This is a genomic window from Rothia sp. P5766 (genome assembly GCF_048513555.1).
Classification (GTDB): Bacteria; Actinomycetota; Actinomycetes; order Actinomycetales; family Micrococcaceae; genus Rothia.
In genome coordinates, this window is record NZ_JBLXXS010000002.1 from 112,431 (window position 1) to 130,724 (window position 18,294).

The 18,294-nt window shown below is 52.2% G+C and carries 18 protein-coding genes and 1 other RNA gene; all 19 read left to right on the forward strand.

Annotated elements, in window-relative coordinates:
- The first annotated feature begins 1 nt into the window (after nt 1).
- The 19 genes from ACN08V_RS01585 to ACN08V_RS01675 all read left to right on the forward strand — a co-directional run bounded on the left by ACN08V_RS01585 (nt 2) and on the right by ACN08V_RS01675 (nt 18,259).
- The gene (locus ACN08V_RS01585; protein ID WP_419104282.1) at nt 2-1,993 is read left to right on the forward strand and encodes a glycosyltransferase; all 1,992 of its coding nucleotides are present in this window, start codon (nt 2-4) and stop codon (nt 1,991-1,993) included.
- Entirely contained in the window at nt 1,990-2,871 is an 882-nt protein-coding gene (locus ACN08V_RS01590; RefSeq protein ID WP_419104283.1) for an ABC transporter permease, read from the forward strand. Before ACN08V_RS01585 ends, ACN08V_RS01590 begins: the two co-directional genes overlap by 4 nt.
- 26 nt (nt 2,872-2,897) lie before the next feature.
- Nucleotides 2,898-3,653, forward strand: a complete 756-nt coding sequence (locus ACN08V_RS01595) for an ABC transporter ATP-binding protein (RefSeq protein ID WP_419104284.1) — start codon at nt 2,898-2,900, stop codon at nt 3,651-3,653.
- A gap of 318 nt (nt 3,654-3,971) precedes the next feature.
- Nucleotides 3,972-5,213, forward strand: coding sequence for a CpaF family protein (locus ACN08V_RS01600; RefSeq protein WP_419104285.1), 1,242 nt, complete (start codon nt 3,972-3,974; stop codon nt 5,211-5,213).
- Nucleotides 5,213-6,067, forward strand: a complete 855-nt coding sequence (locus ACN08V_RS01605) for a type II secretion system F family protein (RefSeq protein ID WP_419104286.1) — start codon at nt 5,213-5,215, stop codon at nt 6,065-6,067. Before ACN08V_RS01600 ends, ACN08V_RS01605 begins: the two co-directional genes overlap by 1 nt.
- Nucleotides 6,064-6,999, forward strand: a complete 936-nt coding sequence (locus tag ACN08V_RS01610) for a type II secretion system F family protein (RefSeq protein WP_419104287.1) — start codon at nt 6,064-6,066, stop codon at nt 6,997-6,999. Before ACN08V_RS01605 ends, ACN08V_RS01610 begins: the two co-directional genes overlap by 4 nt.
- A gap of 50 nt (nt 7,000-7,049) precedes the next feature.
- The gene (locus tag ACN08V_RS01615; protein ID WP_419104288.1) at nt 7,050-7,259 is read left to right on the forward strand and encodes a hypothetical protein; all 210 of its coding nucleotides are present in this window, start codon (nt 7,050-7,052) and stop codon (nt 7,257-7,259) included.
- Between the two features lie 13 nt (nt 7,260-7,272).
- A complete protein-coding gene (locus ACN08V_RS01620; RefSeq protein ID WP_419100522.1) occupies nt 7,273-7,662 on the forward strand; it encodes a TadE/TadG family type IV pilus assembly protein in 390 nt (129 codons plus the stop codon).
- On the forward strand, nt 7,640-8,134 hold the full coding sequence (locus ACN08V_RS01625) for a hypothetical protein (RefSeq protein WP_419100521.1): 495 nt from the start codon (nt 7,640-7,642) through the stop codon (nt 8,132-8,134). The genes ACN08V_RS01620 and ACN08V_RS01625 overlap by 23 nt, the downstream gene beginning before the upstream one ends.
- Nucleotides 8,131-8,691: a pilus assembly protein TadG-related protein gene (locus tag ACN08V_RS01630; protein WP_419100520.1), complete on the forward strand. Its 561-nt coding sequence runs from the start codon at nt 8,131-8,133 to the stop codon at nt 8,689-8,691. Before ACN08V_RS01625 ends, ACN08V_RS01630 begins: the two co-directional genes overlap by 4 nt.
- A gap of 238 nt (nt 8,692-8,929) precedes the next feature.
- A complete protein-coding gene (locus tag ACN08V_RS01635) occupies nt 8,930-9,445 on the forward strand; it encodes an RDD family protein (protein ID WP_419104289.1) in 516 nt (171 codons plus the stop codon).
- 312 nt (nt 9,446-9,757) lie between these two features.
- Nucleotides 9,758-10,882, forward strand: a complete 1,125-nt coding sequence (prfB, locus tag ACN08V_RS01640; protein WP_419104290.1) for a peptide chain release factor 2 — start codon at nt 9,758-9,760, stop codon at nt 10,880-10,882.
- A 3-nt stretch (nt 10,883-10,885) separates the two neighbouring features.
- Entirely contained in the window at nt 10,886-11,377 is a 492-nt protein-coding gene (gene smpB / locus ACN08V_RS01645; RefSeq protein WP_419104291.1) for an SsrA-binding protein SmpB, read from the forward strand.
- A gap of 24 nt (nt 11,378-11,401) precedes the next feature.
- Entirely contained in the window at nt 11,402-12,097 is a 696-nt protein-coding gene (locus tag ACN08V_RS01650; RefSeq protein WP_419104292.1) for a DUF4190 domain-containing protein, read from the forward strand.
- Between the two features lie 141 nt (nt 12,098-12,238).
- Nucleotides 12,239-12,614, forward strand: a transfer-messenger RNA (tmRNA) gene (gene ssrA / locus ACN08V_RS01655).
- A gap of 259 nt (nt 12,615-12,873) precedes the next feature.
- Nucleotides 12,874-13,407 (forward strand): hypothetical protein, encoded by a 534-nt coding sequence (locus ACN08V_RS01660; protein WP_419104293.1) that lies wholly within the window; start codon nt 12,874-12,876, stop codon nt 13,405-13,407.
- Between the two features lie 163 nt (nt 13,408-13,570).
- Nucleotides 13,571-16,357, forward strand: coding sequence for a GNAT family N-acetyltransferase (locus ACN08V_RS01665; RefSeq protein ID WP_419104294.1), 2,787 nt, complete (start codon nt 13,571-13,573; stop codon nt 16,355-16,357).
- 95 nt (nt 16,358-16,452) lie between these two features.
- Nucleotides 16,453-17,034, forward strand: coding sequence for a DUF5998 family protein (locus ACN08V_RS01670; RefSeq protein WP_419104343.1), 582 nt, complete (start codon nt 16,453-16,455; stop codon nt 17,032-17,034).
- Nucleotide 17,035: 1 nt separating this feature from the next.
- Complete coding sequence (locus ACN08V_RS01675) at nt 17,036-18,259, forward strand: alkaline phosphatase family protein (RefSeq protein WP_419104295.1); 1,224 nt, start codon at nt 17,036-17,038, stop codon at nt 18,257-18,259.
- The last annotated feature ends 35 nt before the right edge of the window (nt 18,260-18,294 follow it).

Here is an 18,294-nt window from a genome sequence, read left to right on the forward strand (position 1 = left end):
AATGATGACTAAAGAAACTTTGCTAAATGTTGTTTTCCCCACAATCGAAAATAATGATACAATACCATTATATGTAGACTATGGTGGTGCTCAGTCGGATGCTGATACAAGTTTTCTTTATCAGCGCGAAACAGATTTTAAACAAGAGCTGAAAAATAAATCTCCACATGAAAATATTTCTATTGATTTCAAAAGCGGCGAAGTAGGTAACCCGACAAGTCGCTACTCGATTAAAATTAATCCAAATACTCGTACCTCGTTTGCTACATATTTTAATGCTTTCCCAGCATCTTATTGGAAGCGCTGGACAAAGATTAAAAATGTATGTTTAGATTTTTCTACAGATGGCGATGGCGTACTGTTTATCTACAAATCTAATGCATGGGGAAACGTTCAAACTGTAAAGTCGCTTCCCTTGCATGATGCGACAACTATGTCTGTACAACTACCCTTAGATGCCTTTGGCGATGGTGGGTGGTACTGGTTCGAGATCGTTGCTTCTTCTACTCCTGTTCAGCTAAATTATGCTCGTTGGACTACTGATACCGAACGGGTAAAGGCTGGCACAGTTACGCTTCAGATAACAACGATGAATAAAGTCAGTTACTGTCTATCAAATCTGAAATCTTTGGGCGAAAGTCCTGAGGTTTTGGAAGTATTGAAGGAAGTTCTGGTAGTAGATCAGGGCTCAGATAAAGTTCAGGATCACCCCGACTTTGAATCAATAGCATCGAAACTTCAAGGTAAATTGCGAATCATCAACCAGGCTAACTTGGGTGGTTCAGGGGGATTCGCGCGTGGGATGTTCGAAGCGGTTAAAAATGAATCCGACTATGTTCTGCTATTAGATGATGATGTCAAAATCGAGCCGGAATCAATCCTCCGATCTATTAAATTTGGAGATTATTGTAAGAATCCGACTCTAGTCGGAGGTCATATGTTTGACCTTAACAACCGGACTGTTTTGCATACTTATGGTGAGAAGATTAATCCTTATCGTTTTTTCTGGGAGCCTGCTCACGACTCGCTAGTTCCTGGTTTCAATTTTTCATATAAGAACCTTAAAAATTCCCCCTGGCTCCACCGCCGTATTGATGTTGACTACAATGCATGGTGGATGTGCTTAATACCCACGAAGGTAATTAAGGAAATAGGCCTTTCGCTCCCTGTATTTATTAAATGGGATGATGCAGAGTACGGTTACCGTGCGAAGAAAGCTGGCTATAACACCGTTTCTTTACCAGGTGCCGCAGTTTGGCATGTTTCATGGGTTGATAAAGACGACCTAGTCGGTTGGCAAGCATATTTCCATGAGCGTAACAGACTGATTGCTGCCCTGTTGCATTCTCCCTACCGTAAGGGGGGGCGCCTTCTGAAAGAGTCTGTCTTTGCCGATTTTAGGCATCTTGTATCTATGCAGTACTCGACCCAGGAAGGGCGGATTAAGGCATTTCAGGATGTCTTAGCAGGTCCTGAACAACTTCACGATATTCTTGATGTAAGAATCAAGGAAATTAGGGAGATGCTTTCTAAATATTCCGAGACACAATTTGTTAAAGAAATTGATGATTTACCGCGGCCTCAGGAAACCAGGCCACCTCGTAAGGGTCGAGGCTTTGCCCCACCTAGCTACAGGTCTTTGTTGCCTTGGACCCTTAAGACGGTAATTAGACAGACAGTAGTGCCTGTAAACGCTGAACTGAGGGAGCGCCCTCAGGTTCATATTGCGCATCAGGATAATCGTTGGTGGAGAACATCGCAGTATGACTCCGCGATTGTATCGAATGCGGATGGGTCAGCAGTTTCATGGTACAAGAGGGACCCGGAGATGCTCCGACAAAAAATGCTGGAGGCAACTAAATTGCATGCCGCCCTTTATGCTAATTGGGACGAGCTCAGCAAAATATATCGTGCTAAGGCTAAAGATATTTCCTCTTACGAAGCTTGGGCTAAGACCTTTGAGAAGCATACGGAGTCTGAGCTGACCCGATGAACGCAGTAAAGACTACTTCCCTACTGCCCCCAGGGCGCGGTAGAGGACTACGAGATGTTTTCCACAACCGTTATCTGCTCAAACTCCTGGTTGATAAGGAGATTCAGGTTCGTTACCGTGGCTCCGTTCTCGGTATCCTGTGGTCATATATCAAACCCGGTGTACAGTTCGGTGTTTTCTATGTCGCCATGGGCCTTTTCCTGGGCCTTGAGCGCGGTATGCAGCACTACGCCATTTACCTCTTCTCCGGTATGGTTATCATCAACTTCTTTTCGGAGGGGTTTAGTAACGGGGCAAAAGCAATGGTGGTTAACGGGGCGCTGATCAAGAAGATTTACCTTCCGCGTGAACTCTTCTCAGTTTCAACGGTTTGGGTCGCGCTAATTCATTTCGTACCCCAAATTGTGGTACTTCTTGTTGCCTGTTTGTCTGCCGGTTGGAGCCCTGACCTTAAGCAGATTGGTGCCGCCTTGGTGGGAATCGCTATCATCATGCTGTTCTCGGCTGGCCTGGGTCTTATCTTTGGTGTTGCTAATGTGTTCTTCCGCGACTCAGAGAATATTGTGGATATGCTCCTGATGGTGGCGACCTGGTTCTCACCGGTGCTTTACTCCTGGACGATGGTCCGCGATACTCTCTATCCTTGGGTTATCAATGTGTATATGATGAACCCACTTACCGTCGCGGTTGAGTTGTTCCACTACGCCTTCTGGATTCCCACCTTATCGGCTGATGCCGCGCTACTGCCAACTTCCCAGATTCCCCCGCACCTGCTGACTTTCTGGGTTCCTATAGCACTTCTTATATCACTGGTTACCCTGTGGATTGGCGATACGCTTTTCCGTAAGCTCGAGGGTAATTTTGCCCAGGAGCTCTGATTCATGTGGATATAAGGAAATTTGATTTGCCACCGGTCGCTCCGGACGCACCCGTTGTCATTAGAGTTGATTCGCTGGTTAAGCGCTTTGTCTTAAGGCATACCCGCTCCATGAAGGAGGCCTTTATTTGGCTGATTAAGGGGCGCAAAGGGGACCTCAACGAGAAGTTTAATGCTCTCAACGGGGTTTCGCTGGAGGTCCGTGAGGGTGAGCGCATAGCTTTGCTGGGCTATAACGGTTCGGGTAAGTCTACTCTGCTCAAGCTGATCTCTGGGGTGATGCACCCCGATGAGGGTAGCATCTTGGCTGGGGGACGTATTGCTGGCCTGATTGAGGTAGGTGCTGGTTTCCACCCGGATCTGACCGGGCGAGATAACGTCTACCTGAACGCAGCTATCCTGGGCATGAGTAAGCAAGAGATTGAAGAGAAATTCGATCAGATTGTTGCTTTCTCAGAGATTGGTGACTTTATTGATACCGAGGTGAAGTTCTATTCTTCGGGTATGTATCTGCGCCTAGCTTTTGCTGTGGCTGTGCATACGGACCCTGAGATTTTCTTGGTTGATGAGATTCTTGCGGTGGGTGATGAGCCTTTCCAGAAGAAGTGTATTGCCAAGATTAAGGAGCTCAGTGCCGAGGGTAAGACCCTGGTGGTTGTCAGCCATGACCTTGATTTGGTGGCTAAGATTTGTGAGCGCGGTGTCGTGCTGGATCACGGTACTAAGGAGTTTGACGGCCCGATTGATCAGGCTATTGAGTTCATGAGAGCCAAGAACCAGTAGCTCGATTGCCCTGGTAAAGGTGCCCGCAGGATCTATGTCCTGCGGGCACCTTTCTGTGTTGTTACTAGTGAGTAATATATTGTGTGCCAAAATGTTACGTCACACACAAGGGAGGGCGTGAAAGAGGTGCTTGACTAGCTAAGCCGTGAGTATCACCTAGTCAGCTACGTCTTACAAATTTTAATTGCTTTCCTAGGAGTGTGCCTGATGCGGGTTATCCACAGGTGAGCTGAAAAATGCTTTGGTTGTTTACACTGATCAACTGTATCTTGTTGATGAATGTAGCAGCGAGTTGCAAGGAAGCGCAGGTGATGGCTCATGGGTCTCACAGAAGCCGAGCGTCTGATTGAGTCTGATGTGCGTGAGCTAATCCGCAAGAGCAGTATCGACCCGCTAGCCCAGCAGAATGAAGCGAAAGAGCTTATCTACAAGGCGCTGCGGTCTTATGAGCAACAGATGGTGCGTGGGCTGGTTCCCCGGATTGAAGGAACTGACCAGCTTGTTAATACCCTGTTTGACCGTGTCTGCGGTTTTGGTGAAATTCAGCAGTATCTTGATGATCCGTCCATTGAGGAGATTTGGATTAACTCACCAACTGAGGTCTTTGTAGCCCGTGCCGGCGAATCGGAGCTCACCGGGTTGATCCTCAGCGAAGAACAGATTAGGGCTTTGGTTGAGCGGATGCTTAAAACTTCTGGTCGCCGCCTAGACCTTAGTACTCCGTTTGTTGATAGCTCTTTACCAGATGGCTCCCGTTTGCATGTTGCTATTCCTGATGTCACCAGAAAACACTGGTCTATCAACATCCGGAAATTTATTGCCCGGGCGACTAGATTGACTGACCTGGTTAAGCTGGGGTCTTTGAGCCCTGACGCTGCTAAGTTTCTTGATGCGGCAGTTGCTAGCGGCCTTAATGTCCTGGTCTCTGGTGCTACCCAGTCTGGGAAAACGACCATGCTGAACTGCCTGGCTGCTTCGATTGGTATGCGCGAGCGCGTTATTACTTGTGAGGAAATCTTTGAGCTAAAGATTCCGTTACGCGATGTTGTGAATATGCAATGCCGCCAGCCAAACCTCGAAGGCCAAGGGGAGATTCCGCTCAGACGTTTGGTTAAGGAAGCACTGCGTATGCGACCTGACCGGCTGATTATTGGTGAAGTCCGTGAAGCCGAATCACTCGATATGCTCATAGCATTGAACTCAGGTCTACCGGGCCTGTGCACGATTCACGCAAATTCAGCACGCGATGCAATTACCAAGATGTGTACGTTACCTCTTCTTGCGGGGGAGAACATCTCAAGTTCCTTTGTCGTTCCGACCGTTGCATCCTGCTTTGACCTCGTTGTTCACTGTACCCGAGACCTGCATGGTAAAAGGCAGGTCCGGGAAATTATCGCAATTGGTAACCGTGTTGAGAACGGGGTTATCGAAACAACTACTCTGTTCAAACGTGATGGTGACAGACTGATATGCGTGGCCTCTGAGGTTCCTTCACCCGAGAAGTTCCACTATGCGGGTTTTGTGCCTGACCAGCTTCTTAACTTTGAGGAGGCAGACTGATGGGTGTTCTTCTCGGTATCTGCCTTGGGTTTGGCGGCTTGCTAACCTATATGTCGTTTTGGGACCTGCCGCCCAAAGCTAAAAAGCCTCGTCCAATCCCAGCTCTCGTGCAGCTCCTACGGCAGGCTGATCTTGAAAAGGTAACGGTGAGCATGTTCTACTCGCTCTCCACCTGTTCAGGATTTCTAGGTCTTGTTCTTATCTTTGCGCTCACCTCACTGATTCCCTTGTCTCTCTTGGCAGGGCTTATGGGATTTTTTGCACCTCGCATGATGGTCAAGCACCGGGCAAATAAGCGCCAGGCCCAGCTCCGTGATCTCTGGCCCGACGCTGTGGATCATCTCCGGTCCGCTATTCGCGCCGGTATGTCACTACCAGATGCCCTTATGCAGCTTCAGTATCGAGGCCCAGAACCTTTGCGTCCAGCATTTGCTTCTTTTGCCTCTGACTATCGTGCAAGTGGTGAATTCCTGCCAGCTCTCAACCGTTTGAAAGACCGGCTGAGTGACCCAACAGCTGACAATATTATCGAGGCACTCAAAGTAACGCGTGAGGTGGGCGGTACCGACCTGGGTAGATTGCTTGGAACTTTATCTAGCTTCTTACGTGAGAATAGTAGGACGCGTTCTGAGCTTGAAGCTAGGCAATCGTGGACAATCAATGCGGCGCGTCTAGCCTGTGTTGCTCCGTGGGTGATTCTTTGTCTGATGGCAACCCAGCCCAGCACTATCCGTATCTATAACAGCTTTGCCGGTTTTGCGGTGCTGGGTGGGGGCCTGGCTCTGACAGTTATTGCCTATCGCTTGATGATGAGGATTGGCGCTCTGCCTGAAGAAAAGAGGGTTCTACTATGAACTCCGCACTGCTTCTAGCTATGCTGCTCGCTACCGGAATGTGGCTTGTGTATTCAAGCGTTACTAGGCACCGAACTGAAGATTTTTCTGATCGTATTGCGCCACAACTTCGGGCTGCCGAGCTACGCAATAACCGGGGCTCTGAACCCTATGCGACATTACCTGAGGGGCTGTACGGTGCAAGCATGAGCTTGCTGGGGCCTTGGGTTGAGAAAGCCTATAAAGCTGTCGGCAGCTCAAGCTTTGACCTGGCCGGTCTTGAAAAGCGAATAGATCAGCTCGGGGATGGCCTTACTATCGCTGAATACCGGGTTCAGCAGGTACTTTGGTGCCTTTCTGCTCTCATGATGGGCACATGTCTTGTGGCCTTGGGGGCAGCACAGGGGAAAATCGGACTTATCCCCGGTCTTATTCTTATTGCTTTGGCAGGAATGAGTGGCTATCTTGGCCGGGACTACTGGCTAAGTCAGCAAATTAAGAAAAGGGAAAAAGCGATGCTGGCCGAATTCCCAGCACTTGCTGAACTTATGGCCCTCTCCGTTACTGCCGGTGAATCAGCACTAGGATCACTTGAAAGAGTGGTGAGGAGTTCCAACGGAGAACTTGCCCAGGAGTTTAAAGAGATTCTTGCCATGACTCGTACGGGGGAGCCTCTAGTCTCTGCACTACAAAACTTTTCTCAAAGAACCTCAGTAGCCGCTCTTGCCCGTTTTGTAGATGGGTTGGTTGTCGCTATCGAGAGAGGCACGCCGCTTGCCGATGTGCTGAGAGCCCAGGCTCAAGATGTCCGCGATAATGCCAAGCGGGAGCTCATGGAGACAGCTGGGAAAAAAGAAATCGGCATGATGGCCCCAGTTGTTTTCCTTATCCTCCCCCTCACTGTACTCTTTGCCATGTTCCCGGGGATATCACTCCTGAACCTTAATTTTTAGACCTTATCCACCAGTTGCCTATTAGGGCAGACCCATAGAGGAGAAACACTATGAAGAAGCTACTCACCGACACCTACATCAAGGCTCTGCTTGCAGTATTTGCGCCCCTTGACACCAAGGATGACACTGAACGCGGCGACGTTCCGGGCTGGGTCATGGTTACCATGATGACCGCAATTTTAGTTGCAGCTATCCTGGTCGTCGCTCAGGATGCCTTGATCAGCATGTTTAATAATGCTATGGCCATGATGAATCGCTAAGGCCGCGCCTACCATGCCATCACTAGCTCGAGAGAAGGAAAGAGGGAACGCCCCTGCTGAATTCGTGATGGTTTCAGCTATGGTGCTCATGCTCTTTTTGGGTGTTCTGCAAATAGCTTTTGCAATGTTTACCAAAAACGTGGTGCAGGACGCCGCCTCTCAGGGCGCACGGTATGGTGCCATGCTAGACCGCACCCCAGGTGATGGTGAAGAAAGAACTCGCGAGCTTCTCTATAGCGTTTTACCGGAGAGCTATTCCACAAGCGTGACTAGCTCTGTGACCCAGTGGCAGGGGGCAGAGGCTGTAGAAATCAGAGTTGCTGCGCCAATTCCTGTGATTGGACCTTTCGGTTTGGGCGGGACATGGGAGGTGACCGGACATGCTGTTCTTCAAGGTGACTGAATGTAGGCGCCGTGTGGAGCAAAGGTTAGGCCTGCTAAGAGAGGGCTGCTGTGCTTCTGGAACTGAGCGCTCCCATGAAGCCGGCAATGCACTGATCGAGTTCATCATGCTCGGTGCCCTGCTCATGGTTCCTACCGTGTATTTTCTACTGTCCGTTTTTGCCATGCAGTCAGCAGCTTTTGCGGCCTCTAATGCCAGCGCCCAAGCACTTCAGGTCATTCAGCAACTGCCTCCTGACCAAAGAAGTCAGGGCACCGCTAGCTCAGTTGCCGTCATGGCAGCAAGTGACTTTGGGCTGGACGGTAACCACATCACTACTAGGCTGGGCTGCGAAAACACCTGTGCGCAGGGCGAACGAGTCACGGTTGATGTTACGGTTCAAGTTGACCTGCCCTTGATTCCTTGGGCAGGGGCACCGACTATGGCTAATATGACCTCTCGGGCCATTAGCTGGGGAGGAAACTACTCATGATCGCTCTGCGCACTGTCAAAGTCTTGACCAGGGCAGCTTTCTGCTCAGGTAAGACCGGGGGCTTAGAAGAGGGGCCTAGGGCACTAGCTCAGTATTTTCCATTTGTCAGAAGCACCAAATCGGAATCTGAGCGGGGGAGTGTTCTCATCTTTATCGTGGGTTTATGCTTGGTTCTGCTCCTGGTGGCCTCGACTGTGGTGGGGGTAAGTTCTGTCTATTTGGAGCGGCATAGACTTCAGTCTTTGGCAGATCAGGCTGCAACGTCGGCGGCTCAGAGGGTTGAAGGGATCTCTGCGGCCTCGGAATCCGAGGCGCTTATCCACCTTAACAGCGCTACTGTCACCAGCACTACTCAGACCTTCCTCACCGAGAGCGGAGCGGCCGGTGATTTTTCTAATCTGGCGCTGAGCCCCGGTACCGGTGTATCGGGTAACAACACAGCTGTGGTGGTTCTCTCCGCAAGTGCCCACCCACCCTTGCTCTCCATTGTTGTACCCGACGGAGTGAATATAACGGTAACTGGTAAAGCGCGGGCAAGAGCTACCCAAGGGCAATAATCTATGAGGACTACTCACAAGGTATACCGGGCTTATGCTCTTTCTTGACCCTCTCCTCTGGTACGCTGGTGCTCACAAGGCACACTAGTCCTAAGCCAGCAACTTGGCTGTGTGACTGTCTGACCTACCCTGATGAATAAGCACCAATAAGTAGTAGACCGGGAGATAAATACCATCTGACCCCGCCGGCAGATATGCAGGATAAATTCATTCTCATATCATGTCTTAGAGAGAGATTATGGTTAAGGAAAATAATCCAATCCCATACAAGCTCAGGCTCAAGGAACTATTTTTCGACTATTTATTGATAGTTACTTACCTAGCCTTACTGTTGGCTGTGGCAATGACAGGCTACCTGCTGGTGTCTGGGGGCTTGCCCAGTAGGGGAGAGCTTGCATCTCAAGTCATCGCCTTTTTGAGCTCGGTTCTCCCGCTGATCCTCATTTTTTCCTACCTTGACTATTCCTCAGCTGGCAGCTGTGGTAAGCGAAAAGTCGGATTAAAGCTGGTTTACCGTAAAAAATCATTCAAGGCCAGTCTTATAAGGAACAGCGTGAAATTTCTACCCTGGCAAGTTGCCCATATGGGCATAATTCACGGAACATATTCAGAATTTGATGCTTTATCAATCATCCTCATGGAGGCCAGCATAATTGGGGCGGCGGTGCTGTTCTTTATGGCCCTGTTCAGAAAAGATAAACGGCATCTGGGAGATTTTCTGGCAAAAACACAAGTTCAAATGGGCGTTGAATAAGCTTTGGCTCACCCTACCTAACAGCAGATAAATTCTAGGAACAGTGATCAAGTTCGGGGGCGGTATGACAGTCAGCTGGGGTTGTGACTTTTGGTATAAGCCTCGTACTACTGAGCCAAAGCAAGGGCAAAGAACCAAAAGCCTAGTTGAACACCCAGACTGGTTAAGGCAATGGAAAAGGAGCCGGAAGGTTCAGAGTAGCTGATAAGAGGTAGCAGCTGATAGGTTTTAGATTCTGAGAAAGCTAGCCTTTTGCTACAAACTAGCCCCAAACCAAGCACCCGTTCAGGGTTTCCGATATTGTTAATAGCCATGGCTACTTTAGACTTCTCTGCCCAGATCAAAACCTTGCGCTCAACATACGCCTCCATCGAAGAGGTCAGCGATGTTGAGCACTTGCGTGCAAGCATCGCAGAACTCTCCCAAGCCGCCGGCGCACCCGAACTCTGGGACAACCCAGAAAGCGCCCAAAAAATCACCTCAGCCCTATCCCACAAACAGGCCGAACTCGATAAACTCATCAACCTCAAACAAGCCATTGACGACCTAGAAATCATGGTCGGCCTAGGCCAAGACGAAGAAGACGCTGAAGTCCTGGCCGAAGCCGAAACAGAGCTGCGCGCCATTGAAAAGAAGCTCAAAGAGCTCGAAGTTATCACCCTGCTATCGGGGGAGTACGACCAGCGCGAAGCCGTTATTACAATCCGCGCAGGAGCTGGCGGAGTTGATGCCGCAGACTTCGCTGAAATGCTCATGCGCATGTACCTGCGCTGGGCGGAGAAGAACGGCTTTGAAACAGCAATCATGGATACCTCCTACGCTGAAGAAGCCGGCCTGAAATCAGCGACCTTTGAGGTCAAAGCTCCCTACGCTTTTGGGCGGCTATCGGTTGAGGCAGGAACCCACCGACTGGTTCGTATCTCGCCCTTTAATAGCCAGGGCAAGCGTATGACTTCCTTTGCCGCTGTTGAGGTTATCCCGCTGATTGCCCAGACCGACCACATCGACATCCCTGACTCTGAAATCAAGGTTGATGTGTTCCGGTCATCGGGCCCAGGCGGCCAATCGGTGAACACCACAGACTCGGCTGTGCGCCTGACACACATTCCCACCGGAATCGTGGTCTCTATGCAGAATGAAAAATCACAGCTCCAAAACAGAGCCGCGGCTCTACGGGTGCTGCAGTCCCGCTTGCTCCTGCTCCGCAAAGAGCAAGAAGACGCCCAGAAAAAAGAAATGGCAGGGGATGTGAAAGCAAGCTGGGGCGACCAGATGCGCTCCTATGTGCTCAACCCCTACCAGATGGTCAAAGACCTCCGCACCAGCTACGAAGAAGGCAACCCCAGCGCTGTTTTTGATGGTGCCTTAGACGGTTTTATCGATGCCGGAGTGCGCTGGCGCGCCGGGCAACGACAGACACGAAAGAACGAAGAGTAAGACGTGGCAAAAAAGAAAAAAGTAACCAAAGAAGACCCCAATAACCATACCGTTGCCTCCAACCGCCGGGCCCGCCATAACTACAACATTCTAGAAACCTGGGAAGCCGGCCTGGTGCTCATGGGCACCGAGGTCAAATCTCTACGCGATGGCGGCGCATCAATCACCGACGGCTTTTGCCAGATGTACGGTGATGAGCTGTGGCTTGAAGGCATCCATATTGCCGAGTACGGGCGGGGCTCTTGGACCAATCACGCAGCCCGCCGCCGCCGCAAGCTCCTGCTTCACCGCAGCGAGATTAACAAGATTGCCCAAAAATTGCGCGAGAGCGGCTATACCGTGGTACCCCTCAAACTCTATTTCAGCAAGGGGCGGGCTAAAGTAGAAATAGCTCTAGCCACCGGTAAGCGAGACTACGACAAGCGCCAGGCTCTCAAGGAACGCCAGGATAACCTGGAAGCCCAGCGGGCTATGCGCTATAAAAACCTCGGCTAAAGAAAACATATTGGAGAGAACACCATGACAACCGGAAACAACAACAATTACAACCCCTACGGCCAGTACGGCAACAGCCAAGGCACCAACGGAGCTGACGCTGAACTCAATCAGCAAGCTACCAGCCAGCCCGCAACTGACTATGGTCAGCAAGCCAGTGGGGGGCAAACCTCCTCAGATAGTTATGGCCAAGCTCAGGCCAATGCACAGGGGGATACCGGCTACGGATCATCCCAGCCCCAGTACGGTAATACCTCGGCAGCCAACCAGCAGCAGCCCAATTATTCTGCTCCGGGATATGGCTATTCACAGTACCCTGCCGGTGGCTATCCTACGTACGCTGCTGCTGAGACCAATAAGCCAAAAGGGCTAGCTATCGCCTCTATGGTGCTGGGTATCATAGGCTTTATCTCAGGGTGGGCAGTAATCGGTGGCATTTTTGCTTTGGTGGCTATTGTCTTGGGTATTGTGGCCTTGGTCAAAACCAAGACCGGGGGTGGAGGAAAAGGGTTTGCAATTACCGGTATTGTTACCGGAGCCCTAGGTCTTCTCATCTCTATTCTCATGCTTATTCTTTTTGGGTGGATGTTCGCTGCCATCGGACCAGCTATGGAGAATTGCTCGCAGTACACAGATAATGAGACCCAGCTAGAGCAATGCCTCAATGAACAGCTGGGTCTTGAATTCGACTATTCTAGCGGTGAATATCAGAACTCCTAGCATCTATCGAACCTTTACAGCCAGGTAATACCAGTGATAGTATGAGGACCCTGAGATTGGTGGCCTGTCATCGCTCGTATGGGTTGCGGCCCGAGCGAGGAGCGGGAACATCAAACTTAGGGTTCTTTGATAAAAGAATATGGGGATGATCGGTTTCGACGATGTGAGTTGAGATGGATGAAGCGTGCCGAGGATGCAGGGTTATCTCGTAAACGCCCTCTGCAAAAAAATAAGTGCAGAATCTAAGCGCACTGACTTCGCACTCGCTGCCTAATTAACCCAGCGATGCAGTCTGGTAGCCTGAGCCTGCCTTTAGCTCAGCCCCTACCATCAGTTTAAAAGGCCACTGCTGGTAACTCTCTTCGTAGGGGTTGCCGGGACTTTTATACGAATAGGTTAGGCCTTGTAAGTGTTTGCGCAAGCAAGGTAGCCGAAAACACCGATTTCACAAACTGCGCACGGAGAAGACCCGTTGACGCCACATCGGACCGGGGTTCGATTCCCCGCATCTCCACCATTTGTACTACAAGCAAAAAAGTTTGGGTACAGCTGAAGCCCTTGAGCTAGGTTTTATGCTGACAAGCATTTGCCTAGCTTGAGGGCTTTTCTGCCCTGTGCTAGCGCCTCGGTGCTAGATTTTTACCTTCATTTCTAAACTGTCTTGATAGCCAGGGTCTCAGCCTAGCTGGCCGCTACAAAAGACCGCTGTCATAAACTGCAGAGCTGATAAGCTAAGTATGCCGGTATAACCAACCCGCGAAAGCGAGAAGCAAGCTGTGACTACTCAGAACCCTGCACCGAACTTGCCCCCTCAGCCGGGAGCAGTAGGGAACCTTCCTCCACAGGTACCGCTTGTGCCCGCTTTCGATATTGTGACCCCCGGCGAACCTCAAGAGTTTTTGGTACCACCCCAATTCCGCAAGCCCTACGGTGCTCTCGTCCGGGACAAGAGAGGCAAAGGCTACTACCTTGCGGTGATGTCTTTTTCTGCTGCCGTTACCAGCTATCTGGTTGTTTTCCTTGCCGGGATCCTGGCTCTTGCTGCCCTGATTCCGGCTGTGGGCGCTATCGTCCTGGGGATCCAGGCCCTGCGGTCTAAATCCCGCTCACCCCAGACGCAGTTAGCGGGCCAGACCTCCGGGTTTGCATGGGGCGGTATCGCCCTGGGTGCTCTTTGCCTGCCACTTACCGTGGGCATGTTCCTGCTTAATTCCTGGTTCCTGAGCTCAGCTGAGGCCGCTAACTGTGAATACATCTACCGAGGCGACGAAGCAGCTATCCAGCGTTGTATAGAAGCTAACACCTATTAGAGGTTAAGCCATCTTGACAAGGGCCTGCGCGGTCCATTGCCCCAGGGGCGCTAGGGAAAAGATTTGAGCCTGTGTGATAGAACTCATTCGGGTTAGTATAGGAGATAAGCTGGCCCTATGACAGCGGGGCTAGAAGCTGACATGTACCCACCAGGAGCGCCCCATGACTACCAGCAGTGGCTTTACCCCTCTTGACCCTGAGCACCCTACCACCGATGAGATCCCCTTCATCTACCCGGCACACTGGGAAGCGGATGTGGTGTTGCGGGACGGTGCCACAGCTAACCTCCGGCCCGTGCTACCCACAGACCGTGATGCCCTTGAGAAGATGTACGCAGGGCAGTCTGAGCGTACCATCTACCTTCGCTTCTTTACCCATAAGCCCAAACTCAGCGACAAAGAACTTACCCGCTTCACCACGGTAGATCACAATAACCGGGTCGCTTTTGTGATGATGCTGGGCGAGGAGATGATAGGTATCGGGCGGTACGACCGCACTAACGACCCAGCTGAGGCTGAAGTTGCCTTTATGATTTCCGACGCTCACCAAGGCCGGGGGATCGGGTCAATCCTCTTGGAACACCTGGCCGCTGCGGCCCACGAACGCGGGATTGATAGGTTCAGCGCGGAGGTCTTGCCACAAAACCGTAAGATGCTTAACGTCTTTACGGATGCTGGTTACGAGATTACCCGCGAGTTTGAAGATGGCCTGGTCATGGTTCACTTCAATATTGACCCCACAGACCGTTCACGAGGTGTCATGGAAGCCCGTGAACACCGTGCAGAAGCCAAATCCATTGCTGAGCTTTTAGCACCCCAAGTTCTTGCTGTTGTGGGTTCTGCCGATAACTGGGAAAGAACCGGGCACAAAGTTCTTAAGACGCTGGTCAAAGGGGGCTTCAAGGGCAAAATTTACGGGGTCAACGAAGCCGCACACCCCGCCGGAGATCTCCCTGTTCTGGAGAGCATCACCCAGGTACCTGAGCACGTGGACCTAGCCATTATTGCTGTGCCCATCAAAGATGTTCCGGCCGTAGTTGAGGCCTGTGGCCAGGCAGGAGCCAGGGGCGTACTCATCTACACTACCGGCTATGCAGATGATGGCGTGCGTGGCCGTGCCCGCCAAAAAGCCCTGGTCAAACTGGCTAGGAGCCACGGGATGCGGGTTATTGGCCCTGCTTCATTTGGTCTGCTCAACAACAACCCCGCTGTTCAGCTAGATGCCACTATCAGTTCACAAGATCCTGGCCCGGGGAGCCTGGGGCTCTTCAGCCAGTCCTCAGCTATCGGTGCCGTTCTTTCTAACTCCGCAGTGCGGCGTAACATCGGTGTCTCGTCACTGATTTCTGCAGGCAACCGGGCAGATGTTTCTGGCAATGACATTATGCAGTACTGGGAAGATGACGACGCCACCGGCGTATGTGCGCTCTACCTTGAATCCATTGGCAACCCCCGAAAGTTCTCGCGTATTGCCCGAAGGCTCTCACGGGCCAAGCCGGTTGTGCTCGCCAAAAATGCGGTAACCGGCCAGCAACTGCCGCCCGGTCACTCCGGACGCACCGCCATAACACCACCCTCCGCCTTGGACTCTATGTTCAAGCAGGCCGGTGTTATCCGCGCTGAAACCATTGAGCGGGCGCTCGACGTCACCCAGATTCTGGTCTCTCAGCCTTTACCTGCTGGCAGGCGGCTAGCTATTCTTTCGAATGCCTCAGCCCTGGGGCAGATTGTCGCTGACCGGGCCGAAGAGCTGCGTATCGAGGTTACTCTCACCGAAACTATGCTCAGGCTAACCGATGAGGCAGAGGATGGCCTTGAGATTTTGGAGGCCGTGGCAACCAGCGCCCTTGAATCTGCTGAGGTTGATGCTGTCATCGGCGTGTTTATTACGGGTGAATCAATTGACCCGCAGGACGTGGCGAGAGTACTTCATCGGGCAGGTCAGCAGAGCGGTAAACCTATCCTGGCTTCTTTCCCTGGAGCACTGAGCGATCAATCGACGCTACGCGGCATTTGGAGTGAAACAGCCCACAGCCAAGAGCAAGAGTCCGAAGGGGAGGGTGCCGCCTGCCTGCAGGAAGGGCTTGCCTGCTTTGAATCACCGGGTGAATCAATTCTGGCGCTCGGTGCGGTTATGGATTATGTGGAATGGCGAGATAAAGAAACCGGTGCTCTGGCGGTGCCCGAAGGTATCAGCCCCAAAGCCGCCGCCGCAGATATTGCCACCCACCTACAAGCTGAAGCTGGGGCAGGCAGCTCCGGACCGGTAACACTTGATGACCTTGCTGTTACCCGTTTACTCGGGCACTACGGGATTAGCGTTCTTCCGGAATACCGCTTTGATACCCCAGAGCAAGCAATTGCTGCTGCGGCCCAAGCCGGCGGCTACCCCGTAGTCCTCAAAACAACCGATAGCTTCCTGCGCCACCGGATTGACCTGGGAGGGGTAAGACTCGGCATAGAAAGCGACGAAGACCTGGTAAGCGAAATCGCCCAGATGCACAGAACACTTGAACCCTACGGACATTTTGACCTAGCCCTCCAAAAGCAGGTACCCGCAGGCCAAACTGCCGTCCTCAAAGCTGTGGAAGACCCGCTGATTGGCCCGGTTGTTTCTTTTGGTATGGCTGGTGATGCCACCGCCCTTCTCGATGACTGGGCCCACCGTATCCCACCTTTGACCGAGCGGGACGTCTACAAGATGGTTCGATCGCCCAAAGCCGCCAGTAAGCTATTTGACCCCGAGAACAGGCACACCGCGAGAACCGACTTGCTAGAGGACCTATGCGCACGGGTAGCGCTACTCAAAGACAACCACCCAGAAATTGCGCACCTTGAACTCAACCCAATTCTGCTGTCACCCGATACGATGACGGTAGTGGGTGCCAGCATACAGCTTGCCCAGTCCGCCCAGCGTACCGACTCAGTACGGCGTGCCATGAGTAGCTAAAAACGGTCAGCCCTCCGACGACTGTATAGCTGGCATACCCTAGAATAGGGGGAGCAGGAACTAGGCTCACTGGAATAAGGACCACCGTGAATGATATGAGGGGTGCAACCGCGCTCACCCAAGATATTCAGAAGGCAGGGTTTTACCCCGAGCTTGTACTCGATACTGTTTCTGAAGCACTTGACGGACTAGAACCTACCGCCCACCTGGTGCAGGTGGAAACCCACTTCGATCAGAACGAAGTCCACCGGCATATTACGGTCTTAGTGGTTGCGGGGGAGCACCTACTTGTTGCGCATCTTGATGATCAAAACCTCGATGATGAGGGGCAACAGGTACTCGCCCACGTTTCGGTTGAGACCCTTCACATTAGCAAACTGACCACCTTGACGGTCAGCTACAGCTACCCCCAGCCCCAAGACTATGCACCTGGGCACCCTGTCTCGGAGGTATCACTCTTAATTGCATGGACGGGGTCGCACAGGCTGGATATCCAACCCGCCGAATGCGCCGAGCCGAGCTGCGACGCTAACCACGGCTACACAGGTTTAGTGCCTCGAGAAGATATGCTCATCCGCATCAGCACTTCAGCAGATGGGGCAGAAGCCACCGAAAAGGCTCGGCGCTTCGCGCGTACCCTGCGTTCAGCCCACCTGAACCTGGGAAGGGGGCGCTAAGGTGAAAGATTTTTGCGGCTATGAGTTACCCCCCACACCGGGCTACAAAAGCCACAACGTGGGCGACCTTTTCGAATCATGCGGCAGCCTCACAGGCCAGGGCTCCTTCCAACCTGATGACCACCCCCTCTACGGTCCGGGACGTCATGACTTATTGGGCCTTGCTGACCGCCTCAAAGCTGCAGGGGCAGACCCAAACCGTTACCGGAGCGTCTGCCTGGTTATGGTTGATGGGTTGGGGCAATCCCTGCTGAACCGGTATGGTTCTTACGCCCCCTTCCTTAAAAGTGCTAGGCAACTTGGGCCTCTTCACTCGGCGGTTCCCTCAACAACGGTGGCTTCGCTGACCAGCTTAGGCACCGCATGCCCACCTGGCTACCACGGTATGGCAGGCTATGAGGTCAAGAACCCCGCAACCGGAAGGGTGATGAACCAGCTTTCTGGCTGGGATAAAGCTGTTTCACCCCGCGACTGGCAACCTTACCCCACAGTTTTTGAGCGCTACCAGAACCACCTTGACGTTGCTACGGTATCACTCAGCAAATACGCCGGATCGGGCCTGAGTGAGGCGGGGCTACGCGGTGGGCGCTTTGTGCATGCCGCCGGTTACGCGGCCCGCACCACCCTAGCGGCAAGCCTGCTGAACTCTCGTAAGCCGTCCTTGGTCTATCTCTACTGGGGAGAAATTGACCAGGCCGGTCACAAATACGGTACAGACTCTACCCAATGGCTTGAACAGCTTGAAGAGCTGAATCTAGCACTCAAATCCTTAGCCCGCCGCCTGCCACCCCACGTCCTGCTCTTACTCACAGCAGATCACGGCATGGTTGATATAGCACCAGAAGCGCGCATCGATTACTCGGGGGACAGCCAGCTCCTTGAGAATATTGAACTGACGGCGGGGGAGCCTCGCATGGTTCAGCTCTATCTCAAAGATAAGAGCCCAGCTGCAATCCAAGATACACTCGGGCGTTGGGGGGAATCTTGGGGAGAAAAAGCCTGGGTGGTTGAGACAGAAGAGATGTTCCAAGCCGGTTACTTTGGGGAGACTATCAGCGACACCGCGCGGGCACGTATTGGGGATATTGTGGTAGCAGCCCGGGAGCCCATTGCTCTCTACGATATGCGGCACTATAAGCCACACGCCCTGCAGATGGTAGGGCAACACGGGTCACTTACAGCAGAGGAAACACAGGTGCCTCTGCTTATGCTCCCCACCGGCTAAAGCTCCTACCAGAGCGCAGTAAAGCCCCGTCCAGC